Origin of the sequence: Streptomyces sp. x-19, from assembly GCF_046549115.1 — a bacterium.
Classification (GTDB): Bacteria; Actinomycetota; Actinomycetes; order Streptomycetales; family Streptomycetaceae; genus Streptomyces; species Streptomyces albulus_C.
In genome coordinates this window covers 701,736-724,316 of sequence record NZ_JAJPWK010000002.1, presented here as the reverse complement: position 1 = coordinate 724,316, position 22,581 = coordinate 701,736, and the positions used below count along the sequence as shown (strand labels likewise).

The 22,581-nt window shown below is 74.5% G+C and carries 20 protein-coding genes; 7 read left to right on the top strand and 13 right to left on the bottom strand.

Going from position 1 to position 22,581, the window contains the following annotated elements:
* Positions 1–2 precede the first annotated feature (2 nt).
* Positions 3–839, top strand: coding sequence for an enoyl-CoA hydratase/isomerase family protein (locus ACLJT4_RS07890; protein ID WP_411121563.1), 837 nt, complete (start codon positions 3–5; stop codon positions 837–839).
* Positions 840–864: 25 nt separating this feature from the next.
* Here the strand turns inward: ACLJT4_RS07890 and ACLJT4_RS07885 are convergent, their stop codons facing one another.
* On the bottom strand, positions 865–1,509 hold the full coding sequence (locus ACLJT4_RS07885; protein WP_411121562.1) for a hypothetical protein: 645 nt from the start codon (positions 1,507–1,509) through the stop codon (positions 865–867).
* On the bottom strand, positions 1,506–2,171 hold the full coding sequence (locus tag ACLJT4_RS07880; protein WP_411121561.1) for an RNA polymerase sigma factor: 666 nt from the start codon (positions 2,169–2,171) through the stop codon (positions 1,506–1,508). The genes ACLJT4_RS07885 and ACLJT4_RS07880 overlap by 4 nt, the downstream gene beginning before the upstream one ends.
* A 232-nt stretch (positions 2,172–2,403) precedes the next feature.
* On the opposite strand from ACLJT4_RS07880, the gene ACLJT4_RS07875 reads away from it, so the two are divergent.
* Positions 2,404–3,036 carry a flavin reductase family protein gene (locus tag ACLJT4_RS07875; protein ID WP_411121560.1) on the top strand — a complete coding sequence of 211 codons (633 nt, stop codon included), beginning with the start codon at positions 2,404–2,406 and terminating at the stop codon, positions 3,034–3,036.
* A gap of 419 nt (positions 3,037–3,455) precedes the next feature.
* On the opposite strand, the gene ACLJT4_RS07870 is transcribed toward ACLJT4_RS07875, so the two are convergent.
* Both ACLJT4_RS07870 and ACLJT4_RS07865 read right to left on the bottom strand, forming a co-directional pair.
* Complete coding sequence (locus tag ACLJT4_RS07870; protein ID WP_411121559.1) at positions 3,456–3,668, bottom strand: hypothetical protein; 213 nt, start codon at positions 3,666–3,668, stop codon at positions 3,456–3,458.
* A 98-nt stretch (positions 3,669–3,766) separates the two neighbouring features.
* Entirely contained in the window at positions 3,767–4,252 is a 486-nt protein-coding gene (locus tag ACLJT4_RS07865; RefSeq protein WP_411121558.1) for an ATP-binding protein, read from the bottom strand.
* A gap of 215 nt (positions 4,253–4,467) precedes the next feature.
* Between ACLJT4_RS07865 and ACLJT4_RS07860 the strand changes: the two genes are divergently transcribed.
* The gene (locus ACLJT4_RS07860) at positions 4,468–5,352 is read left to right on the top strand and encodes a helix-turn-helix domain-containing protein (protein WP_411121557.1); all 885 of its coding nucleotides are present in this window, start codon (positions 4,468–4,470) and stop codon (positions 5,350–5,352) included.
* Complete coding sequence (locus ACLJT4_RS07855; RefSeq protein WP_411121556.1) at positions 5,349–5,543, top strand: DUF397 domain-containing protein; 195 nt, start codon at positions 5,349–5,351, stop codon at positions 5,541–5,543. The genes ACLJT4_RS07860 and ACLJT4_RS07855 overlap by 4 nt, the downstream gene beginning before the upstream one ends.
* A gap of 112 nt (positions 5,544–5,655) precedes the next feature.
* Here the strand turns inward: ACLJT4_RS07855 and ACLJT4_RS07850 are convergent, their stop codons facing one another.
* The 4 genes from ACLJT4_RS07850 to ACLJT4_RS07835 form a co-directional block, all read right to left on the bottom strand.
* Entirely contained in the window at positions 5,656–6,981 is a 1,326-nt protein-coding gene (locus ACLJT4_RS07850; protein ID WP_411121555.1) for an MFS transporter, read from the bottom strand.
* Positions 6,982–7,082: 101 nt separating this feature from the next.
* Entirely contained in the window at positions 7,083–8,156 is a 1,074-nt protein-coding gene (locus tag ACLJT4_RS07845) for a Zn-dependent alcohol dehydrogenase (protein WP_411121554.1), read from the bottom strand.
* Positions 8,153–9,352 (bottom strand): acyl-CoA dehydrogenase family protein, encoded by a 1,200-nt coding sequence (locus ACLJT4_RS07840; RefSeq protein ID WP_411121553.1) that lies wholly within the window; start codon positions 9,350–9,352, stop codon positions 8,153–8,155. The genes ACLJT4_RS07845 and ACLJT4_RS07840 overlap by 4 nt, the downstream gene beginning before the upstream one ends.
* Positions 9,353–9,639: 287 nt before the next feature.
* Positions 9,640–10,581, bottom strand: a complete 942-nt coding sequence (locus tag ACLJT4_RS07835) for an SDR family NAD(P)-dependent oxidoreductase (RefSeq protein WP_411121552.1) — start codon at positions 10,579–10,581, stop codon at positions 9,640–9,642.
* A 206-nt stretch (positions 10,582–10,787) separates the two neighbouring features.
* Between ACLJT4_RS07835 and ACLJT4_RS07830 the strand changes: the two genes are divergently transcribed.
* A complete protein-coding gene (locus ACLJT4_RS07830) occupies positions 10,788–11,714 on the top strand; it encodes a cyclase family protein (RefSeq protein ID WP_411121551.1) in 927 nt (308 codons plus the stop codon).
* A gap of 102 nt (positions 11,715–11,816) precedes the next feature.
* Here ACLJT4_RS07830 and ACLJT4_RS07825 read toward each other — a convergent pair whose 3' ends face one another.
* The 3 genes from ACLJT4_RS07825 to ACLJT4_RS07815 form a co-directional block, all read right to left on the bottom strand.
* Complete coding sequence (locus ACLJT4_RS07825) at positions 11,817–12,290, bottom strand: ATP-binding protein (RefSeq protein ID WP_016575401.1); 474 nt, start codon at positions 12,288–12,290, stop codon at positions 11,817–11,819.
* 481 nt (positions 12,291–12,771) lie between these two features.
* A complete protein-coding gene (locus ACLJT4_RS07820) occupies positions 12,772–13,731 on the bottom strand; it encodes an acyl-CoA dehydrogenase family protein (protein ID WP_411121550.1) in 960 nt (319 codons plus the stop codon).
* Between the two features lie 7 nt (positions 13,732–13,738).
* Complete coding sequence (locus tag ACLJT4_RS07815) at positions 13,739–14,932, bottom strand: acyl-CoA dehydrogenase family protein (RefSeq protein ID WP_411121549.1); 1,194 nt, start codon at positions 14,930–14,932, stop codon at positions 13,739–13,741.
* Between the two features lie 263 nt (positions 14,933–15,195).
* Here ACLJT4_RS07815 and ACLJT4_RS07810 point away from each other — a divergent pair, with 263 nt between their 5' ends.
* Together ACLJT4_RS07810 and ACLJT4_RS07805 are read left to right on the top strand one after the other, a co-directional pair.
* Entirely contained in the window at positions 15,196–16,731 is a 1,536-nt protein-coding gene (locus ACLJT4_RS07810; protein WP_411121548.1) for a class I adenylate-forming enzyme family protein, read from the top strand.
* Positions 16,732–16,753: 22 nt separating this feature from the next.
* On the top strand, positions 16,754–17,959 hold the full coding sequence (locus ACLJT4_RS07805) for a winged helix DNA-binding domain-containing protein (protein ID WP_411121546.1): 1,206 nt from the start codon (positions 16,754–16,756) through the stop codon (positions 17,957–17,959).
* Positions 17,960–17,980: 21 nt separating this feature from the next.
* Here the strand turns inward: ACLJT4_RS07805 and ACLJT4_RS07800 are convergent, their stop codons facing one another.
* Together ACLJT4_RS07800 and ACLJT4_RS07795 are read right to left on the bottom strand one after the other, a co-directional pair.
* Complete coding sequence (locus ACLJT4_RS07800; RefSeq protein WP_411121545.1) at positions 17,981–20,164, bottom strand: protein kinase; 2,184 nt, start codon at positions 20,162–20,164, stop codon at positions 17,981–17,983.
* Between the two features lie 162 nt (positions 20,165–20,326).
* Positions 20,327–22,411 carry a protein kinase domain-containing protein gene (locus ACLJT4_RS07795; protein WP_411121544.1) on the bottom strand — a complete coding sequence of 695 codons (2,085 nt, stop codon included), beginning with the start codon at positions 22,409–22,411 and terminating at the stop codon, positions 20,327–20,329.
* Between the last annotated feature and the right edge of the window lie 170 nt (positions 22,412–22,581).

Here is a 22,581-nt window from a genome sequence, read left to right as displayed (position 1 = left end):
CCATGATCTCCGCATCCTCCCCCAGCCCCGCACCGGCCGCCGCCGACCCGGTCGACGCCCTGGTGCTCCACACCGCGCACGACGGCGTCGCCCACCTCACCCTCAACCGCCCCGACGCCCTCAACGCCCTCACCTGGGACATGCGCGAACGCCTCATCGCCCACCTCGCCGACGCCGCCGCCGACCCGGACGTCCGCGCCGTGGTGCTCACCGCGACCGGCAAGGGCTTCTGCGCCGGTGCCGACCTGCGCGGCGCACCGGCCGCCGGGGACCGGGTCGCCGGCGACGTCGCCCGGATGATCCGCAACGGCGCACAACGCCTCGTCACCGCCGTCCTGGACTGCGAGAAGCCGGTGATCGCCGCCGTCAACGGCACCGCCGCCGGCATCGGCGCCCACCTCGCGTTCGCCTGCGACCTGGTGCTGGCCGCCGAATCCGCCCGCTTCATCGAGGTGTTCGTCCGCCGCGGCCTGGTCCCGGACGGCGGCGGCGCCTACCTGCTGCCGCGGCTCGTCGGCCCGCAGCGCGCAAAGGAGCTGATGTTCTTCGGGGACGCCGTGCCGGCCGCCGAGGCCGCGCGGCTGGGCCTGGTCAACCGGGTCGTCCCGGACGGGGAGTTGGCGAAGACCGCCCGCGCGTGGGCCGAGCGGCTCGCCGCCGGCCCCACCCGCGCCCTCGCCCTCACCAAGGCGCTGGTCAACGCCTCCCTCGACGGCGACCGCGGGACGTCCCTCGCGGCCGAGGCCACCGCCCAGGAGATCAACATGACGACGGCGGACGCACAGGAGGGCGTCGCCTCGTTCGTCGAACGCCGCCGCCCCACGTACCGGGGCCGGTGACACCCGCCCCGCGCGCCCGGCCGCCTCACCAGCCGTCCGCCGGGCACTCCGGCACCTCCCGGGTGTTGCGGGTGCGCACCCCGGGCAGCCACCCCTCCGTCCCCTGCCCGGTGCGCACCCGGTACCAGCGGGTGGAGGTGACGCCCTGCTCGTCCCGCACCAGCTGCCCGTCCGGCACCACGCACCGGGCCGCGAGCACCTCCCCGTGCCACACCCGCCCCGCGGTGTTGCCGCGCGCCGCGTACGCCCGGTGCGGGTCCTCGGCCAACCGCAGTGCGCACTCCAGGGTGTGCCGCGGGCGGCACGCCGCCTCGCTGTTGTAGACCGTGAGCGGCACCGTCCGGGGCGGCCCGGCCGGTCTGACCTCCAGCGCCGCCGGCCGCAGGAACGCCCACCAGACGCCCAGCACCACCGCCGCCACCGCTGCCGCGACCGCCACCACGACGGCGTACGGGTGCCGCCGCGGCGACCGGGCCGCGCCGAAGCGTCCCGCGGCCCCCGCGGCACCGGCCGAACGCCCGTCCGCCGCGGGCTCCTTGACCCGTTCCCACAGCCCCGGCGGCGTCTCGATCTCCTCGTCGGCCGCCCGCAGCCTCGCCCGCAGCAGCCCCTCGACCTCGCCGTCGCCGCCCGCACCGTCCCGTGGCCCCGCGCCCACCGTGCCGCTCACCTCCCGGCCTGCCCGTGCTCCGATTCAACGAGGTACGCGCGCAGCCTGTCCAGGGCACGGGCCCGGTGCCGGGCGGCGGTGCCGCGGTGCACCTTCATGATCTTCGCGGCCTGGTCGATCGTGTACCCGTCGAGGTCCACGAGGATGACGATCCCCGCCTGCCGGTGCGACAACCGGCCCAACAACCGGACCGCCTCCAGCTCCGCGTGCCGCCGCCCCACCCCGCCGTCCCACCCGCCGAACCCGCCCACGGCGCGCGGCCCGGCACCGGCCCCCGGACCGTCCGCCTCGTCCACCGCCTCCACCAGCACCTGTCGCCGCTCCTTGCGGTGGGCGTCCCGGGCCACACTGAGGACGGCGGTGAAGGCGTAGGCGTACGGCTCCGGGTGGGCCAGGAAGCGCTGCGGGCGGGCGGCGAGCTTGAGGTACGCCTCGTGCACCACGTCCTCCGCCGACTGGCGCGTGCCGGCGAGCATCACGGCCCGCCGGTAGAGCCGCGGCAGCAGCTCGCAGAAGACCTCGTCGAAGGTGGGCGCCGCGGCGTGCGGGCCGCCCGGCGGTCCGGGCGGTCGGGACCGCGGGTGCGGGTTTCCCGCCCCCGTCGGACGGGCCTGCGGGGGCCCGGCGGCCGACCAGGCGGTCGGCGGTGTCGCATCGGCCATGACCGGAACACTCCCCCGTGCTGGGCTACGGCGCGGCCGAGGTGGGAGGTACCCGAGCGCTCGGCGGGCAATCAGGAACGCGGTGCCCAATCTGCCCCGAACCGCCATGATCCGGCCGGCTTTTCCGCACCAAACCACCCGTGCGAGTGGCGCCTCCACCCTTCCGATCTGACGATGCATCAGATTCAATGGAAGGCGCCAGCCCACCGAACGCCGTAAGGGGACGGAAGCCATGATGGGACACGCCGGAATGGCGGCCACCGCCATTCGCTACCTGCGCTCCGTCGGCGCCCCCACCACCGCCCCGCCGTCGGCGGCGCCCGCCCGCACCACCACCCCGCGCCCCCCACTGCGCGCCGTGCGCGACGGCGAGCGCGCCCCCCTCGATCCGGCCGAATTCCGCGCCGTGCTGGGCCACTTCGCGAGCGGCGTCACGCTCATCACGGCCCCCGGCGAACCGCAGCCGGCCGGCTTCGCGTGCCAGTCCTTCGCCTCGCTCTCCCTGGACCCGCCACTGGTGGCGTTCATGGTCGCCCGCACCTCGACGACCTGGCCGCGCCTGGCGCGGGCCGGCGTGTTCTGCGTCAACGTCCTCGGCGCCGACCAGGGCGACCTCTGCCGGGCGTTCGCGGTCAGCGGCGCCGACAAGTTCGCCGGCGTCCGGCACACCCCGGCCCCGGCCACCGGCTCCCCCCGCCTCGCGGACGTACCCGCCTGGATCGACTGCACCGTGCACGCCGTGCACACCGGCGGCGACCACCTCATCGTGGTCGGCCGCGTCGAGGCCCTCGGCACCGACCCGGCCGCCGCGGCCCGCGGCCCGCTGCTCTTCCACCGCGGGGCGTTCGGCCGCTTCGCCCGCTAGGCCACCGGCAGACCCCTCGGCCTACGGAGCCGGCAGCCCACAAGCCGCCTACCGGAACCCGGCTCCGGCCACCGAAAGAACACCGAAGCCACCCGCCCGTTCACCCGCTCCCGTACACCGCGGCCCCGTACGACCGACCACGGGCAGAAAGAACACCGGCCGCGCCGACCACTCCACCCACAGCCCGCCGCAGTCAAGCGCCAACCCGCACGACTCGCCCCGGTACAGCGCGGCAACCGCCTCCACCTGCCCGCCACCGGCCACCCCGCCTGCCCACCGCCGGGCATCCATCCGGATCGCCCGCACAGCACGCACCGGATCGGCGACCGCCAACGCCGACCACGACACGACCTCCTCCGCGCGCACCGACCGGTACACCACCCGCTCGCACCACACCCCCGCCGCGCCGAACCCCCCGCTCACGCCGCCAGCCACGCCGACCCCCGCACATCCGCCCAGGACACTCCCTCGCGCCGGGCGACCAGGTCGTAGGCGCACCCCTCCGCGTCGACGACCGTCAGCCGTAACGGACTTCCGCACTCCAGCGCACCCACGGCCGCCGCGAACTCCACCCTTTCCCCGAGCCACGCCGGCACCCCGCCGTCGTACGGCGCACCCAGCTGCTGCGCCACCTGCCGCGCCCGCGTCCGCACCCATCCCACGGCCCGACGAGGCGAGGACGACGCCCACCCCCCGAGCCGGATCGTCGCCCCGTCCGGGCACCGCACCGTCACCTCCGCCCGATACCTGGCCACACCCCCGATACGGCCAACTCCGCCCACACGACCTTTCCGATGCCGTCCGGCTCCACGCCCCAGCCACTTGCCAAGGCATCCACGAGCACCAACCCACGACCACATTCCGCGGCCTCCCCTTCCGTCTCTTCTGCTTGCTTGTCGTTGATCACGGGACGGCCACCACTCCCGTCCCGCACCTCCAACCGCACCCGCCGCCCACCGCCCTCCAGCGCGAACCGGACGCCGACCCAGGTACCACCACCGGCCACCTGCGCCCGCACGGCGTTGGCCATCAGCTCCGACACCAATAGCGCTGCAGATTCGCCCAGTTCACCGGCCAACCCCCACTGCTCCAGCTGCCGCCGCAGCTCTCTGCGAACCCAGCCGACGCTGCGGGGTTCGCTCGGCAAGCGGTAGGCAATTGAGGTTGGCGTGGCAGGTGCGACGCGTGATGCGACTGACCGGGCGCGTGTGGACATGGCTATCCCCTCGGGGAGCGCGGCTGAAGAGACCCCGTATGCCACTGGGCTGACGCCCCAGCGTGGCTGGGCCCGCACCCAACGTGACAGCGCCGAGACTATTGATGCAACCCAATCCCGGGAATTAATTCTCGCGAGCGATAGCTCCGGCACCTATGTTGCAGTGCGTCGTTACGAACCCAGAGACTGTGCACGCGCACTCACAGGAGGCAGCCATGCCGGGGCAACAGGCAGGCACAGAACGCAAATCCACCGTCTTGGGCAGGAAGTTGGGTGGCGAGCTGCTAAAGCTCCGCACCGCGAAGGGGCTGACGCAGCCCCAGGCTGCGGAGCACCTCACGGCTACCCAAACGAAGATCGCCAAAATAGAGCGCGGCGTCGTGCCCGTACGCGATCCGGACCTTCACACCCTGTGCGACCTGTACGGAGTGGAACGTCCCAGCCCGGCAAGGGACCGCCTGGTAGCGCTAGCCAAGGCCGACCGCGAACGCCGCAAGGCGAAAGGCTGGTGGGAGGAGTACACGGATCTCGGTGATCTCCTGGAGTACATCCAGCTTGAGGCCGGGGCCACCAGGATCCGCACGTTCCAGAACCAGTTGGTGCCCGGTCTGCTCCAAACACCTGAGTACGCCCGCGCGGTGACCGTGGCAGATGACGTCTGGGAAGACCCGGACGAGGTCGATCAGTTCGTTGCGGCACGGATCGGCAGACAGGGGCGGCTCACCGATGACAATCCGCTGGAGCTGTGGGCGATCCTCTCGGAAGCAGCCCTCCGTCAACAGGTCGGCGGCCCGTCGGTGATGCAGGGCCAACTGGAACGGCTTCTTGACGCTTCTTCCACGCCCAACGTCAAGCTGCAGATGTGGCCTTTCGAAGCCGCAGCGCACGCCTCGATGACCGGGCCGTTCGTGATCGTAGGCTTCGAAGAACCCGCCGCGCTGGACGTGGTCTATGTCGAGACCGCCGGCTCACGGCTCTGGCTGGAGAGTGAGGACGACGCCAACCGGCATCGCGGACTGTTCGATAGCGTTCGCAGAAAGGCGCTGTCCCCCGAGGACACCCGCGCCCGGCTGGCCAGCCTGTTCAAGGAGTACCGGTGACCATATTCGAGTTTCGCAAGTCCAGTTACAGCGGCTCCCAGGGGGAATGCGTAGAGGTTGCCCGCAACCTCTACGGGGTCGCGGCCGTGCGCGACAGCAAGGACGCCGCGGGCCCGCAGGTGACCGTGAGCGCAGCCGCCTGGGCCGCCTTCATCGACGACGTGAGGAACGGCGAAGCGGCGATCGGCTGAGGCGCCGGAGCACCCGTACCACCCACCAGTGAGCCCCGCCCCCTCCCGGACCGGGGCTCGCTGGTGTGCGTGGCCGGTAAAGGCAAGGCGCGGCAGGGCAGACGCCGCGCACTCAGGCCGCGACGGCCGCCGTCCTCCCCCGCAACACCAGTGCCATCAGCGCCGCCACCGCGCACAGCGCGCCGGAGGCGTACCAGACCGGGTCGTAGGTGCCGAGCGCGTCGCGGGCCAGGCCGCCCAGGTAGGCGATGAGCGCGGCGCCGACCTGGTGGGCGGCGAGGACCCAGCCGAAGACGATGGCGCTGTCGTCGCCGTAGTGCGCGCGGCAGAGGGCCAGGGTCGGGGGCACGGTCGCGACCCAGTCGAGCCCGTAGAAGACGATGAAGAAAATCATCGGGGGATGGACGGTGGCGGAGAGCAGGACGGGCAGGAAGAGCAGCGAGACGCCGCGGAGGGCGTAGTAGACCGCGAGCAGGCGGCGGGTGTCGAAGCGGTCGGTGAGCCAGCCGGAGCCGATGGTGCCGGCGATGTCGAAGACACCGATCACGGCGAGCAGCGAGGCGGCCGCCGTCATGGGCATGCCGTGATCGTGGGCGGCGGGCACGAAGTGGGTCTTGACCAGGCCGTTCGTGGTGGCACCGCAGATCGCGAAGGTGCCGGACAGCAGCCAGAAGGGCGCCGTGCGGGCCGCGGAGAAGAGGGCGGCCAGGGCGCGGCGGGCGGCGCCGCGCTGCGGGGGCGGCTTGGGGACGAACTCCGCCGAGCCGTAGGGGGCGGTGCCGACGTCGGCCGGGTGGTCGCGCAGCAGGAGCCACACCAGCGGGACGACGGCGAGGGCTGCCACGGCGACGGTGACCGCGGCCGGGCGCCAGGAATACCGCTCGACGATCAACGACAGCAGCGGCAGGAAGACCAGTTGCCCGGAGGCACCGGCCGCGGTCAGGATGCCGCTGACCAGGCCGCGGCGGGCGGTGAACCAGCGGTTGGTGACGGTCGCGGCGAACGCCAGCGCCATCGAGCCGCTGCCCAGGCCGACCAACACGCCCCAGCACAGCACCAGTTGCCAGCTCGCGGTCATGAAGACGGTGAGACCGGCGCCGACCGCGATCACGGTCAGCGCCGCGGCCACCACCCGGCGGATGCCGAAGCGGTCCATCAGGGCGGCGGCGAACGGCGCGGTCAGCCCGTAGAGGGCGAGGTTGACCGAGACCGCGAGGCCGATGGTGCCGCGCGACCAGTGGAACTCGGCGTGCAGCGGGTCGATCAGCAGTCCGGGCAGGGAGGCGAAGCCGGCCGCGCCGATGAGGGTCAGGAAGGTGGCGGCGGCGACCGACCAGGCGCGGTGCGGACGCCGCCGGACGGGGGCCGGGCCGGAGGGCGGCCCCGGGCTCACGGGGGCGGCGGTGGGAGCGGGCGGCTCGGGCGAGGTGCGGGTCACCCGAGCAGCTTCGACGAGCCGGCCCGCCCGTACGAGTGGCCGAACGGACAGGGATCGCAAGGATCGGGCCAGCCCACGCGCGCCGCCCGCCGCACGCCCCCTCACTCCCCGAAGACCAGCACCGCCCGCGCCACCCGTCCACGGTGCGCGTCCTCCGCCGCCTTGGCGAAGTCCGCCACCCCGTACGTCGCGGTCACCAACTCGTCCAGCAGCAGCCGCCCTTCGCGGTACAGCCGGGCGTAGAGCGCGATGTCCCGTTGCGGGCGGGCCGAACCGTAGCGGCAGCCGAGGATGGACTTGTCCAAGTACATGGCCGAGACCAGGAACGACGCCTCGGCGGTGGCCGGCGGGACGCCGAGGAGCACCGCCTGCCCGCGCCGGTCCAACAGGTCGATCGCCTGCCGGATCAACCGGGTGCTGCCCACGCACTCGAAGGTGTGGTCGGCACCGGTCGGCAGGATCTCCCGCACCGCCTTGACGGCGTCCGGCACGGCCGAGGCGTCGACGAAATGCGTCGCCCCGAACTGCCGGGCCGACGCCTCCTTGTCCGGGTTGGCGTCCACCGCCACGATCACCGAGGCGCCCGCGATCCGGGCGCCCTGGAGCACGTTGAGGCCGATGCCGCCGGCGCCGATCACCACCACCGAGTCCCCGCGGTCCACCCGCGCCCGGTTCAGCACCGCGCCCACCCCGGTCAGCACGCCGCACCCGATCAGCGCGGCCGACGTCAGCGGGATGTCCTTCGGGATCTTCACCGCCTGGACCGCCTTGACGACCGTCCGCTCCGCGAACGCCGAGTTCGACGCGAAGTTGTACAGCTCCGCGCCGCCCCGCCGGAACGGCGTACCGGGCATCCCGATCGCCTTGCGGCACATCGTGGGCCGTCCGCGGTCGCACTCCGCGCAGGTACCGCAGTTCGCCAGCGTCGAGAGTGCCACGTGGTCACCGGGCGCCACGTGGCTCACGCCCGCCCCCACGGCCTCGACCACGCCCGCGCCCTCGTGCCCGAGCACCACCGGCACCGGGAACGGAATCGTCCCGTCGATCACCGACAGGTCGCTGTGGCACAACCCGGCCGCCCGGATGCCCACCAGCACCTCGCCCGGCCCCGGATCCCGCACCTCCAGGTCGTCCACGTACCGGGCCTGTTCACCGTCGAATATGACGCCTTTCATCCCCGCTCCACTCTGGGCAGGCCGAGCACCCGCTCGGCGATGATGTTGCGCTGGATCTCGTCCGAGCCGCCGTAGATCGTGTCGGCCCGAGTGAACAGGAACAGCCGCTGCCAGTCGTCGAGCGCGTACGGCGCCGCGGCGGACCAGTCGACGGGCCCCACGGCCCCGACCGCGCCCCGCACCCGCATCGCCACCTCGCCCAACCGCTGGTGCCACCCGCCCCACAGCAGCTTCGCCACACTCGGCGCCCCCGCGTCGCCCGCCGCACCCAAGGTCCGCAGTGCGTTCCACCGCATGACCCGCAACTCGGCCCACTGTCGGACGAGTTGCTCGCGCAGCACGGGATCGCGCACCGCCCCGCCGCGCACCGCGGCGTCGATCACCTCCGCCAACTCCTGCGCGAAGCCGATCTGCTGGACGAGCGTCGACACCCCCCGCTCCAGGGCGAGCAGCCCCATCGCCACCCGCCAGCCGGCCCCCTCGCCGCCCACCACGTGGTCGGCGTGCGCCACCGCCCCGTCGAAGAACACCTCGTTGAACTCCGCGGTCCCGGACATCTGCCGGATCGGCCGCACCTCGATGCGCCCCGGCTGGTCCATCGGCACCAGCAGGAACGACAGCCCGCGGTGCCGCCGCGCCCCCGGATCGGTGCGCGCCAGGACGAAGCACCAGTCGGCCTCCGCGGCCAGCGAGGTCCACACCTTCTGGCCGCTGATCCGGTAGCCGGCCCCGTCCCGGACCGCCGTCGTCCGCAGCCCGGCCAGGTCCGACCCCGCCTCCGGCTCGCTGTAGCCCTGGCACCACAGTTCCTCGCCCCGCGCCACGGCCGGCAGGAACCGCTTCCGCTGCGCCTCGTCCCCGTACGCGATCAGGGTCGGCGCCAGCAGGTTCTCCCCGATGTGGCCCACCCGACCCGGCGCCCCGGCCCGCGCGTACTCCTCCGCCCACACCACCTGCTGCGTGAGCGACCCGGCCCGGTTCCCGTACGCCCCGTGCGCCCGGTCCCACCCCAGCCCGATCCACCCCCCGCGCCCCAACTCCCGTTCCCAGCGCCGCCGGACGGCGACCCCGACGTGCTCGCTCCCGGGCCCACCGCCCGCCCCCAACGCGGCGAACTCGCCCACGAGGTGCGACGCGAGCCACCCCCGCACCTCACCCCGAAACCCCTCGTCCTCGTCACCAAACCCGAACTCCACCCGAACCCTCCCTCTGGCACCAACCCACCCACCCCAGGCCCCACCCACCCGTCTTTTCCCACCCACAACGGGAGGTGGCGGGCCGGAGGGGGTGGTGTGCAGGACGTAAAGCGCAGCAGTCCTGCACACCACCCCCGCAGGCCCGTCACCGCCACCCAACAGCCCCGCGCAGCGGACAACGCCCCGCGCCGCAGGCGCAACGGCGAAACCCCCACGGCGGGACGGCCGACCACGTGGGAAGAAGCCCGCGCCGCAGGCGCAACGGCGGGACGGCCGACCACGTGGGCCTACGAATTGGGCCGCTCCTGGGCCGCCGCCGCCCTGGCCATCTCCTCCAGTTGCGCCAGCATCGGCATGGGGTCGACGCCCACCGGCCCGGCCACCGCCTCGGCGACCCGCTCCGGCGTCCACCACCGGCCCCCGTCGGCGCCGTCCGGCCGCTCCTCGTCGGCGTGCACCGCCCGCAGTTCCACCGGCTGGGCCCACACCGCGATCTTCGGCCCCGCCACGGTGTAGACCTGGCCGGTGACCCCGTCGGTGCGCGCCCGTTCGCTGAGCAGGTAGACGACGAACGCCGCCACGTCCTCCGGCTCGCCGATCTCCTTGAGCTCCATCGGGACGTTGGCCGACATCCGCGTCCGGGCGACCGGCGCCACGGCGTTGGCCGTGACCCCGTACTTGTGCAGGCCGAGTGCCGCGCTGCGCACCAGCGAGATGATCCCGCCCTTCGCCGAGGAGTAGTTGGCCTGGGCGACGCTGCCCTGGTGGTTGCCGCTGGTGAAGCCGATCAACGTGCCGGACTTCTGCTTGCGCATCACGGCGGCGGCGGCCCGGAACACCGTGAAGGTGCCCTTGAGGTGCGTGGCGACGACCGGGTCCCACTCCTCCTCGGACATGTTGAAGAGCATCCGTTCGCGCAGGATGCCGGCCACGCACACCACGCCGTCGATCCGGCCGTACTCGGCCAGCGCGGTGTCCACGATGCGCTGACCGCCGGCCATGGTGGCGACGTCGTCGGCGACGGCGACGGCGGTGCCGCCGGCCGCCTCGATCTCCTTGACGACCGCCTGGGCCACCGCGCTGCTGGGCTCGCCGCCCTCGATGGAGACGCCGTAGTCGTTGACCACCACCTTCGCGCCCTCGGCGGCCGCCGCCAGGGCGACGGCCCGGCCGATGCCGCGGCCGGCCCCGGTGACGGCGACCACCTTGCCGGCCAAGAAGTTCCCCATGCCGCGCCCCTTCCACGGTTTCTGACGGACCGTTAGATTTTTGAGCAGACGCGGTGCGAGCACAAGACCCCGGACGCAACCCCGGAGATCCGAGGTGGCACGATGCGCCAGTACGGCACAGGACGCACCACCGGAGGCGTCGGCGCACCGCACGCCCGCGCCCCTCTTCGGAACCGACCGACCGCACCCGACGCCAAGGAGCACCCATGCCCCTGCCGCAGGAGTTCCACGACATCGCCCGACGCGTGAACAACTGGGGCCGCTGGGGACCGGACGACGAGCTCGGCACCCTGAACCTGATCACCCCGGACGTGGTGCGCGCCGCCGCCGCGACCGTCCGCAGCGGCCGTCGCGTCCCGCTCGCCCTCCCGCTCCAACAGGACGGCGTGCAGAACGGCATGATCCTGGGGCGGGTCAACCCGCTGCACACCATGGTCGCCATCAACCACGAGCTCTTCGGCCCGGACACGGTCGCCGTCTCCGACGACACCGTCACCATGGGCCTCCAGGCCGCCACCCACTGGGACGCCCTGACCCACGTCTCGCACTCCGGGCGGTTCTACAACGGCCGGCCCGCCGGCATCGTCACCCCGCACCGGGGCGCCACCGCCCTGGGCATCGAGAAGGCCGCTCCGGTCGTCTCCCGCGGCGTACTGCTCGACGTGGCCCGGGCCCGCGGCACCGAGCGGCTGCCGGGCGGGCACGCGATCACGCCGGAGGACCTGGACGCCGCCGAGGAGTTGGCCGGCACGACGGTCCGCGCCGGCGACGTCGTGCTGGTCAGGACCGGACAGCTCCAGCACTACCTGGCCGGCGACCGGGACGCGTACGCGATGCCGTCGCCCGGACTGTCGCTGCGCACGCCGGAGTGGTTCCACGCCCGCGACGTCGCCGCGGTCGCCAACGACACCCTGGTCTTCGAGACCTTCCCGCCGGAGATCGAGGGCCTGTGGCTGCCGGTGCACGCCCTGCACCTGGTCGAGATGGGCATGCTCCAGGGCCAGAACTGGAACCTGGAGGAGTTGTCGACGGCCTGCGCGGAGGAGGGCCGCTACGCCTTCCTGCTGACCGCGATGGCGGAACCGTTCGTCGGCGGCACCGGGAGTCCGGTCGCACCGGTGGCGGTGCTCTGAGGCGCGGCGGGGCGCCTCGGGCCGGCCCGGTGGCGGCGCGGGGCACACCACATCAACGCCTGGCCTGGACCCACTCCCTGCCAGGCGAACCGATTCAGCGGCCTACGCCCTATTTGTCGCGGCGCAAGCGGGGTCGTACGTGCCCAGGTCCGCGCCGGCCGTCATCAGGAGCGACTGCCCACGGTCCACCTCGCACCAGATCCGCTTGCCGGCCCCCTCCTGCTGCCACCCCCAGCGGTCCGCGAGGCCGTCGACGAGCTCCAGGCCGCGGCCGTTGGTGTCGTCCCCCTCCGCGTGCCGCGGGCGCGGCGGGCGGGCGCTGGCGTCCACCACCTCGACCCGCACGGTGGCCACCACGGCACCGGACCCGGAGAAACACATCCGCAGCCGGGCCGCCGAGCCGGTGTGCACCACCGCATTGGTGACCAACTCGGAGATCAGCAGGATCAGCGTCTCGGCGAGCGGCTCGTCCGCCCCTATGCCCGACCCCGCGAGCCTCGACCGGGCCCACCGTCGGGCCCGCCCCACTTCCGCGGGGTCGGGCCGCACTTCCAACTGCACCTGAAGCACCTGCACCGCTCACACCATCCGAACCGGCGGAAACATCGCCTCGCGCCTCCACGGAGTCACGGTGCGTGACTCCGACGAAGCACAGCATGGTTGACGTTCAGTCACCGCAACAACCGCTTCGGGCATATTCCAGCGCAAGGGAGTATGCGTGCGGCATACTGTGCGACGCACAGCGCGGGGAGTCGAACATGGGGGGTCGTCGGGGCCTCGCCCGAGGCGAGCGGCGTGCAGTCGGTACCCCGGAGCCGTCCTTCCGACGGCACCGTGACCGTTGCGCCAACGCACCACTCGCACCCCACGGAGCGTACCCGAGCGGGCCGCCGACTCCCGCCTGTGACGAGTCACGCCCAGGACACAACCCGATATCGACCCTCCGTGACCGCTTCTGCGTGCGGCATCCGACATTCCGCACGCGGGTTGCCAGAGTCTGACACCGACACCGCGATCGCCACGCTCCGTGATCATCCACGACCGCCGGCGCACGCCCTCAATCCACCAGGGCGGCCGCCCACCGCTCCGCCGCGTCCTGCGCACCGCCCCACGCCGCGGCCCGCAACCAGGCCCGTTTGAGGTGCAGGTGGACGTCGGCCTCCCAGGTGAAGCCCACGCCGCCGTGCACCTGGAGGCAGTCCCGGGCGTTGTGCACCGCGGCCTCGTCGGCCAGCAGCTTGGCGCCCGCGACGTCGAGCGCGTCGCCGGTCACCGCCGCCGCGTAGACCGCGACGCGGGCCAACTCGGCGCGGACCAGCATCCCGGCGCACAGGTGCTTGACGGCCTGGAAGGAGCCGATGGGCGCGCCGAACTGGGTGCGCTGCCGGGCGTGTCCGACCGCCATCTCCACCGTCCGGGCCGCGCTGCCGAGCTGCTGGGCGGCGGTCAGCAGGGCCGCCTCGCGGCGCAACCGGGGCACGTCGAGGCCGTCGCAGGGGGTGCCGTGCGCAGAGTCGGTGACGCGGGCGAGCGGAGTGAGGGGGTCGACGGAGGCGTAGGGGGCGCGGGCGACCTCGGCCGGCGCACTCTGGCGCGCCCGGCCGACGTGCTCCGGCGCACTTCCCTCCAGGAAGATCAACAGGTCGCAGTCGGCCGGGTGTTCGCACAGCACCGGCTCGACCGATCCGTCACACAGCGCGACGATCCGCTCGCCGGTCGCCACCCCCTCCACCGCGCCGGCCAGCAGATGGCCGGCCACCAGCGGCCCCGGCAGCAGCGCCCGGCCGGCCTCCTCGAAGACCAGGACGGCCTCGGGCAGCCCCAGCCCGACCCCGCCGTCCGCCTCCGGCAGCCGCAGCGCGAAGAACCCGGCGTCGGCCAGTTCGCGCCACAGCGCGCGGTCCAGTGCGGGGTCGTCGACGGCCGCGCGCAGCCGATCGCGGTCGAAGCGGCCGGTCAGCAACTCCCGGGTGCCGTCCCGCAACGCCCTTTGGTCCACGGTGAGTTGGAAGTCCACCGGCCGCTCACCGCCCCTTCGGCAGGCCGAGGATCCGCTCGGCGACGATGTTGCGCTGGATCTGCGAGGTACCCGCGGCGATGGTGTACGACAGGGCGGAGAGCCGGTCGGCGACCCAGGGGTGCGCGGCGTCCAGTGCCTGGCCGCCGAGCACCTCGGCCGCCGCGTCGTAGAGCTCCTGGCGGGCGTGCGAGTAGCGCAGCTTGAAAACCGAGCCGCCGGTGCCGGGGACCCCGCCGGTACTCCCCCTCGGTCTGGAACCCGCTCGACCAGAGGGGACCCCCATGGCCTCACTGACGTTCCACTGGGTCAGCCGCCACAGGGCGGCGAACTCGACGTTCAGCCGGCCCAGTCGGCGGCGGAGCACGGCGTCGTCCCAGCGGCCGTTGGCCCGGGCGGTGCGGGCGAGTTCGGCGAGCACCCGGCGGCAGGCCACCACCTCGCCGACGAAGGCGGTGCCGCGCTCGAAGGAGAGCGTCACCATGGTCACCCGCCAGCCGTCGTGCTCGGCGCCGATGCGGTGGTCGACCGGGACCCGGACCTCGTCGAGGAACACCTCCGCGAACTCCGTGGAGCCGGCCAGCGTGCGCAGCGGCCGCACGGTCACCCCGGGGGCGTCCATCGGCATCGCCAGCCAGCTGATGCCGCGGTGCCGGGGGGCCTCGGGGTCGGTGCGGACGAGCAGTTCGCACCAGTCGGCGACCTCGGCGTGCGAGGTCCAGATCTTGCTGCCGGTCACCACGTACTCGTCGCCGTCCCGGACCGCCCGGGTGCGCAGCGCGGCCAGGTCGGAGCCGGCGTCCGGTTCGCTGAAGCCCTGGCACCAGATCTCGTCGCCGCGCAGGATCGGCGGCAGCCAGCGGGCGCGCTGGGCGGCGGTGCCCTCGGCGGCGATGGTCGGGCCGGCGTGCAGCAGTCCGACGAAGTTGGCGCCGACGTAGGGGGCGCCGGCCTTCTCGGTCTCCTCCAGGAAGATCAGGTGCTGGGTGGGGGTGGCGCCCCGGCCGCCGGCGTCGACCGGCCAGTGCAGTCCGGCGTACCCCGCGTCGTACAGCATCCGCTGCCAGGCCGCGTCGTGGCGCCGCCGGCCGGGCCAGTCGGTGGCGGCGGGCTTCGGCGGCAGCTTCGGCAGCACGTCGGCGAGCCAGGTCCGCAGGCGGGCCCGGAAGGCTTCCTCCTCCTCGGTGAAGGTGAGGTCCACTAGCGGTCCCGGTGGGTCGGCGCCGGGTGGGCCCCGGGGCGCTCCGCGGGCGCGCCCGCGGTGCGGTCGGCGCCGGTGCCGCGCGGCGGCTCGGTTCGGTTCGCCATCGTTTCCCCTCACCGGGTGCCGGTCGCCCCGCACCACCCATATCTGATGACCCGTCAGTTTCAGGCTAGCGCCGGACCCCTGGACCGACAAGGCGTCGCCCCTTACCCTCGGGCCCTGATCTGACGATGCGTCAGTAACGAGTCGGGGAGGGCCACATGACCGGCGACACCCTGTGGGACCTGGTCGCCTGGCGCGCCGCCCGCACACCGGACGCCACCGCCCTGATCCAGGGCGCCGAGGCCGCCCGGGACGAGCGCCGGATCACCTTCGGCCACCTGCGCGAGCGCGCCGAACGGGTCGCCGCCGGACTGGCCGCGCACGGCGTCACACCCGGCAGCCGGGTGGTCTGGCAACTCCCCACCCGGATCGAAACGGTGCTGGTCAGCCTGGCCCTGGCCCGGCTCGGCGCGGTGCAGAGCCCGGTCCTGCCGCTCTACCGCGAGCACGAGCTGGGCCAGGTGCTGCGCCGCACCCGCGCCAGCCACGTGCTCGTCCCCGGCGTCCGGCGCGGCGTCGACCACACCGCGATGGCGCACCGCCTGGCCGCGGAGCTGCCCGCGCCGCCGACCGTCGTCGAGGCGTACGACACCCTGCCGGACGGCGACCCGGCCGTCCTGCCACCGCCGCCCATCGACCCCGACGCACCCCGCTGGATCCACTGGACCTCCGGCACCACCGCCGCCCCGCGCGGTGTGCTGCACACCGACCGCAGCCTGCGCACCGCCGGCAGCTGCCTGGCCGCCGCGCTGCGCCTGGGCCCGGACGACGTCGGCTCGATGGCCTTCCCGTACGCCCACGTCGCCGGGCCCGACTACACCGTCATGCTGCTCGTCCACGGCATCCCGGCCGTCCTGGTGGAGCACTTCGCCCTGCCCGGCGCGCTCGCCCCCTACCGCCGCCACCGGGTCACCGTGGCCGGCGGCTCCACCGCCTTCTACTCCCTCTTCCTCGCCGCCCAACGCGCCCTGCCGCCCGGGCGGCGCCTGCTCCCGGCGCTACGCCTGCTGGCCGGCGGCGGCGCCCCCAAACCGCCCGCGCTCTACCACGAGGTGGTGGCCGAGCTGGGCTGCCAACTCACTCACGGCTACGCCCTCACCGAGGCCCCGATGGTCACCATGGGCGACCCGCACGACACCCCCGAGGCGCTGGCCACCACCGACGGCCGGCCGCCCGCCGGCATGGAGATCCGGATCGCGCCGGGGAGCGGGGAGGTCCTGCTGCGCGGCCCGGCCGTCTGCCGCGGCTACCTGGACGAACCGACCCCGTTCGACGCGGACGGCTTCCTGCACACCGGCGACCTCGGCCACCTGACCCCCACCGGGCACCTCGTCATCACCGGCCGCCTCAAGGACATCATCATCCGCAAGGGCGAGAACGTCTCCGCGCGGGAGGTCGAGGACCTCCTCTACGGCCACCCGGACGTCGCGGACGCCGCGGTCATCGGGCTGCCCGACCCCGAGCGCGGCGAACTGGTCTGCGCCGTGGTCGAACAGCCGCCGGGCGCCGCCGCGTTGACGCTGGCGACGGTCACCGCGCACCTGCTCGCCCAGGGACTGGCCCGGCACAAGCTCCCGGAACGGCTGGAGGTGCTGCCCGCCCTGCCGCGCGGGGCGACCCTGCGCAAGGTGCTCAAACAGGAGCTACGAGAACGCTTCGGAGCCCCCACCCCTCGCGGACAGCCACTGTCCTAGATCCCCACTACCGTCGGGCGCCATGAGCCCCGCACCCTCCACCCGGCCCCGGATCGACGCCGCCCAGCGCCGCGCCCGCCTCGCCCGGCGACACCTGCTCGCCCCCGAGCACCGGGCGGCCACCGCCGAGGAGATCGCCGACGCGGTCGTCGCCCTGCACGCCAGCGACCCGGCCACCGTCCACCTGGCGGCCTGCGCCCGCCTGCGCGCACCGGACCACACGGAGGTCGAACGGGCGCTGTACGACGACCGGTCGCTGGTGCGGATGCTGTGCATGCGACGCACCCTCTTCGCGCTCGGCACGGAACTGGCACCCGTCGTCGCGTCCGCCGCGGCCCGCCCCATCGCCGCGAGGGAACGGCGCGGCCTGGTGAAGTGGGTCCGGGACGGCCTGGGCTGGGACGAGGCGCGCCTGGCGGAGGTGACCGACCTGGCGCTGGCCGCGCTGGCCGCCCGCGGCGAGGCGACCGCCACCGAGCTCGCCGCCGACGTCCCCGAACTGCGCGCCACCGTCGTGGACTCCCCCGGCAAGCCCTACCAGGCCACCGTCTCGGTCAACAGCCGGCTGCTGCGGGTACTGGCCGCCGAGGGCAGCGTCCGCCGCAGCCGGCCGCGCGGCGGCTGGACCAGCAGCACCTTCCGCTGGGCACCGGGCACCGCGCTCGTCGACCTGCCCGCCCCGCCGGCCCCCGAGGCGCGGGCCGCGCTCGCCCGCCGCTGGCTGGCCGCCTACGGTCCGGCGACCGTCGAGGACCTCAGGTGGTGGACCGGCTGGACGCTCACCGACACCCGGCGCGCCCTGGCCGACCTCGGCGCCGCAGAGGTCACACTGCACGGCGACGACGGCACCGCCACGCCCGGCGTCGCCCTGCCCGACGACCTCGGCCCCGTCCCGACGGCCGACCCCTGGGCCGCGCTGCTGCCCGGGCTCGACCCGACCGCGATGGGCTGGAAGGCCCGCGACTGGTACCTCGACCCGGCGCTGACGCCCCGGCTCTTCGACCGCAGCGGCAACATCGGGCCGACGGTGTGGTGGAACGGCCGGATCATCGGCAGCTGGGCGCAGCGCCCCGACGGCGAGATCGTCTGGCACCTGCTGTCCGACGGGGGCCGCGCCGCCGACGACGCGGTGGCGGCCGAGGCGGCCCGGCTGGCCGACTGGCTCGGCGACACCCGCGTCACCCCGCGCTTCCGCACCCCGCTGGAACGCGAACTGAGCAGGCCGTGAACCCTGACGGCACCCGACGCCTCAGGGCTGGTCGGGGCGGTAGGCGCTGCTCGCCTGGGCGTAGAACCGGTCCACCTCGGCGCGGCCGGCCTCCGGGCCGATGACCAGGACGAGGTGGTAGCGGCCCCGGTCGATCATCGCGAGGTTGCGGGCGTAGAGCTGGCGGCCGCCGCCGTCCCGCCAGCTGAAGGTCCCCTCGGCCATCGCGGTCTGACCCACGTCGATGCGCCGCAGCCCGGCGGCCGACGACCAACCGGCGCCCCGGACCGCCGCCAACTCGGGCTCCGCGTCCTGCTGGTACGCCAGCGGGTCGGCGCCGAACCGCGCGGTCGTGTCGCGGCCGGGCACCACCAGCAGTTCGTAGCCGCCGCCCGCGTAGCGCACCTGGCCGCGGTCCGGGCCGGTGCGGCGCTGCCAGCCCTTGGGCACCGCGATCTGGAACCCCGCGGGATCGGTGCGCAGCGCGAAACCGGGGGCGAGATCCCCGGGAGTGGTGGTCTGCGGCGTACCGGCGCCCGGCGGGCGGCCGGCACCCTTGCCGTCGTCCGCGCCGGACGAGGGGGCGGAGCTGCTGCCGGGCGCCGCACCCGCGGACCCGGAGAGGTCCGCGCCGGACGGTCCGCCCGCCGCATCCCTCCCGGACTTCGGCAGGAACACCACGGCGTAGGCGATCCCCGCCACCACCAGCAGCAGGATCACGGTGAGCAGCACCCTGCCCAGGCTGCGCGGGGCACGCCCCCGCCGCCCGGGCTCCCGCTGCGCCGCGGGACCGACCCCGAACCGCCCCAGCGACTCCCCCGCCTCCGGCCCCGCACCGGTCGAAGGCGCCGAGGACCGGGGCGCCCTGGGCGGGCGGGCCGCCGCGGACCGCCCGGCGGACCGGGACGGCCCCGCGGACGCGGACCGCGGACGGACCCGCGGCCTCTTCGGCCGCCCCCGGCGGACGAGTTCGCCCCGGCGCCGCAGGATCGGCAGCCGCCGCGGATCGGCAGGCCCCTCCAGCGCGGGCAGGGACACCATCCGACGGCCGAGGTCCGGCTCCGGCGCCGCCCGCACCAGGGCCCGCAACCGACCGCGCAACTCCTCGGCCCCCGGCCGCCCGGCCGGATCGAAGCAGAGCAACGCCTCGATGACCGGCCGCAGCACCCCGCCCGCCGCCGCCTCGGCGGGCGCCTGCGCCCGCACCAGCCGCGCGAGTTCAACGGCGCTGTCCTCCGGGAACGGCGGCTGCCCCTGCACCGCACGGAACAGCAGGGCGCCCACCGCCCACAGGTCCGCGGCCGGCCCCAGGGGCGCGCCGCTCCCGTCCACCGGTCCGGCCTGCTCCGGCGCCCAGCGCTCGGTGACCGGACCGACCATCTGGAGCCGCGCCTGCCGGGCCCGCTCGGCGGCCAACCCGGTCAGGCCGCCCTCCGCCGCGCCCGCGCCGCCCTCCTCGCAAACATCCCCGGCACCGCTCCCGGCGGCCGCCTTCATCAGCGAGACCGCCGCCGGCACCCTCGGCACCGGGTCGTACCCGCACAGCGCCTCCTGGGCCGCGCCGGCCGCCAGCCCCGTCAGCACGGCCCGGCCGTCGTCGCAGACCAGGACCGTGTGGGCGGTGACGTTGCGGTGCAGCCAGCCGTGCGTGTGCAGGGCGCGCAGCGCGGTGAGCAGGTCGGCGGCGATCTCGGCCGCCCGGTGCGGGCTCAGCGGCCGCCGGGCGAGCAGCGCGGCCAGCGGCCGGGCCGGCAGCAGCTCCCCGACGATCCACAGGCTGCCGTCCTGCGTGAAGACGTCGAAGACCTGGTCGAGCAGGGGGTGGTCGGGGAGCTGGGCGGCGGCCGTCGCGGCCTGTAGGGCGCGCCGGACGACCGGGTCCCGGGGGTCGCGGTCGGCGCCCGGCGCGGCCCACCGCCCGGTGCGGCCGGCCGGAGCCCCGCTGGCGAAACCATCCTGCGCACGTCCGTCCGCCGCGAACCCGTCCGCTCCGTCGTCGCCGCCCGCCACGATCTCGGCGTCCACCACCTCCGGCAGCGGCACCTGACGGATCAGCACTTCCTGGCCGCTGTAGGTGTCGAAGGCCCGGGTCGCGGGGGACGCCTCGGGGCAGGAGACGTCGAAGGTGACGTCGAAGCCGTCCGCTGCGGCGTCGGGCCCGTCGGCGGCCGGCCGGGCCGGCAGGCGGTAGCGCTCGGCGAGCACTCTCCCCGCGTACTCGTCCACGACGCGCCTCCCCTCAGCGTGCGCCGCTCCCGCCCGAGGCGGATGCGTACGACTGTGGACTTCTCACGATACGGGGCAGCACCGACAGTTGAGCCCGTCGGACCGCGCCGCGCGCCGTGTCCGTCCGCGCCGGCCGGGGGCCGGCCGGCGCACGGCGTCTGGTCAGTCCTTCACCGCGAAGGTGCGGAAGGCGGTGTTCCGCAGCTCCCGGCACTCCTTGTCGTCCCAGGCGCCCGCCTTGCAGGTGATCATGATGGCGTAGCCGTGGTTGTCGTCGGCGCGGAAGCCGCGGTTGAGCACCCGCACGTCCTGACCGTGCTGCCGGCGGGTGAACGACCAGTCGGCGACGGTCGGGTAGTCGCGCCAGCCGATGGCCTTGATGCCCAGCAGGTGGTAGTTGTCGCTGGAGCCGGCCACGCTGGGTTCCTGACTGCGCCAGGAGGCCGCGGCGTCCTGGCCGGGCGAGTCGTTGTAGTCGACCTGGATGCGCGGGAAACCGCCGGAGGCGCTGTATATGGCGCCGGAGTTCTGCCCGGCCGTGTCGGTCTGCTTGAACCCCTTGGGCATCACCATGGCGAAGTGGAACCCGCCGTTGGTGACCTGCGCGAAACCGTCCGGGACCGCCGCCCCGCCCTTCTTGCCGCCGGCCCCTTCCTTGCCGCCGCCGGGCGTGCCACCCGGCTTCGCGCCCGGCGCGGACGCACCGTCCGACGCGGAGCCCTGGCCCGCGTCGGCCGACGGGTTCGCGTCCCGGCTCGCGGCCGTGGGGTTGGCGTCCTTGCCGCCCTTGCCGGCGGAGTCGGTGCTGTCGCCGTTGCTGAACACCAGGGCCAGCAGCGTCCCGAGGACGACGACGACCACGACCACCCCGATGATCAGCGTGCGGCGCGGGACGACGTCGGTCACCGAGGCGCGCGGCGGGGCGGGACGGCCGTCCCCGTCGCCGGGTCTGGAGTCCGACCGGGCCGCGGCGGCGGCGTTGCGCACCGACGTCAGGGCCGCCCGCACCCGCTCCTTGGCGGCCTCCGCGTCGAACCCGGGACGCGCCGCGGAACCGCTCGCGGCGGTCTTGCCCGCGACCGGCGCCACCGCGGTGGCATCCTTGGTGTCCCTGCCGTCCCTGCCGTCCTTGGCACCCTGGCCGGACTCCCGCGCCGGCGCCGGCTTCACCGCGGCACCACTGCCGCCCGTCGCCTCCGGTGCCTGCCGGGCCGTGCCGGCCGCCGCACCGGCCGCTCCGACCGCTCCGACCGTCGGCTTCCCCTTCGGCTTCTTCGGCACGCGGGGCTTCGCCGCGGGCTTGGCGGGCCTGGCGGCCTTCCCCGGGGTGCGCTCCGCCGGCTCCACCGGCGCGGTGGGCAGCGTCATCGCCCGCGTCGCGTCCAGCGGGGGCTCCGGCTTCGGCTCCGGGGCGTGCACGACCTCCTGGAGCAGCACCCGCGCCCCGGCCTCGTCGAGCCGGCTCGCCGGGTCCTTCACCAACAGGCCGTAGATGACGTCCTCCAGCGGCCCGGCGCTCTTGGGCGGCTCGACCGGTTCGGTCATCACGGCGGTCAGGGTGGCGATCGCCGACCCCTTGTCGTACGGGGGCACGCCCTCGACGCAGGCGTACAGCAGACCGCCGAGCGACCACAGGTCGGCGGGCGGGCCCGGCTTCTGGCCGCGGGCCCGCTCCGGCGAGATGTACGAGGGCGCGCCGACCAGCATGCCGGTCGAGGTCACCGAGGGGTCGCCCTCGACCTGGGCGATGCCGAAGTCGGTGAGCACGACCCGGCCGTCGTCGGAGATCAGGACGTTGGACGGCTTCACGTCCCGGTGCAGGATGCCCTGACCGTGGGCGGCGCGCAGGACGTCGAGCACCGCGAGGCCGACCTCGGCGGCGCGCCGCGGGGTGAGCGGGCCGTCGTCGCGGACCGCTTCGGCCAGCGAGCGGCCCTCGACCAGCTCCATCACGATCCACGGCCGGTCGTCCTCGTCGACCACGTCGTAGACCGTCACCGCGCCGTTGTTGCGGATCCGGGCGATCGCCTTGGCCTCGCGCAGGGTGCGGGTGATCAGACGACGCTTCTCGTCCTCCTCGACCCCGCCGGGGAAGCGCAGCTCCTTGACCGCGACCGTGCGGCCCAGGACCTCGTCGCCGGCCCGCCAGACGGTGCCCATCCCGCCCCGGCCGAGAACATCGGCGAGCCGGTACCGGCCGGCGAGCAGCCTGCCCTCCTTGCCGTCCATCTCGACCTCGTCGCCCACTGAATCCCCTCTGCAATCCAGCCGAGTTGGCAGCCTCGATTCTCCATCGATCACCAAACTGGCCCAACTCGGACAACCCACCCTGGCAGAGCCTTCATTCTCTCTCATCCGCGGCCGTGCGGAAGGCCCGGGTGGGTGCCGGCAGGTGCCCCGCACCCGTCATGATGGCC

Coding starts and splice junctions, on each gene's coding strand:
- ACLJT4_RS07890 (WP_411121563.1), top strand. CDS start 3: ATGATCTCCGCATCCTCCCCCAGCCCCGCACCGGCCGCCGCCGACCCG.
- ACLJT4_RS07835 (WP_411121552.1), bottom strand. CDS start 10,581: ATGGGGAACTTCTTGGCCGGCAAGGTGGTCGCCGTCACCGGGGCCGGC.
- ACLJT4_RS07875 (WP_411121560.1), top strand. CDS start 2,404: ATGATGGGACACGCCGGAATGGCGGCCACCGCCATTCGCTACCTGCGC.
- ACLJT4_RS07830 (WP_411121551.1), top strand. CDS start 10,788: ATGCCCCTGCCGCAGGAGTTCCACGACATCGCCCGACGCGTGAACAAC.
- ACLJT4_RS07860 (WP_411121557.1), top strand. CDS start 4,468: ATGCCGGGGCAACAGGCAGGCACAGAACGCAAATCCACCGTCTTGGGC.
- ACLJT4_RS07865 (WP_411121558.1), bottom strand. CDS start 4,252: ATGTCCACACGCGCCCGGTCAGTCGCATCACGCGTCGCACCTGCCACG.
- ACLJT4_RS07810 (WP_411121548.1), top strand. CDS start 15,196: ATGACCGGCGACACCCTGTGGGACCTGGTCGCCTGGCGCGCCGCCCGC.
- ACLJT4_RS07805 (WP_411121546.1), top strand. CDS start 16,754: ATGAGCCCCGCACCCTCCACCCGGCCCCGGATCGACGCCGCCCAGCGC.
- ACLJT4_RS07845 (WP_411121554.1), bottom strand. CDS start 8,156: ATGAAAGGCGTCATATTCGACGGTGAACAGGCCCGGTACGTGGACGAC.
- ACLJT4_RS07880 (WP_411121561.1), bottom strand. CDS start 2,171: ATGGCCGATGCGACACCGCCGACCGCCTGGTCGGCCGCCGGGCCCCCG.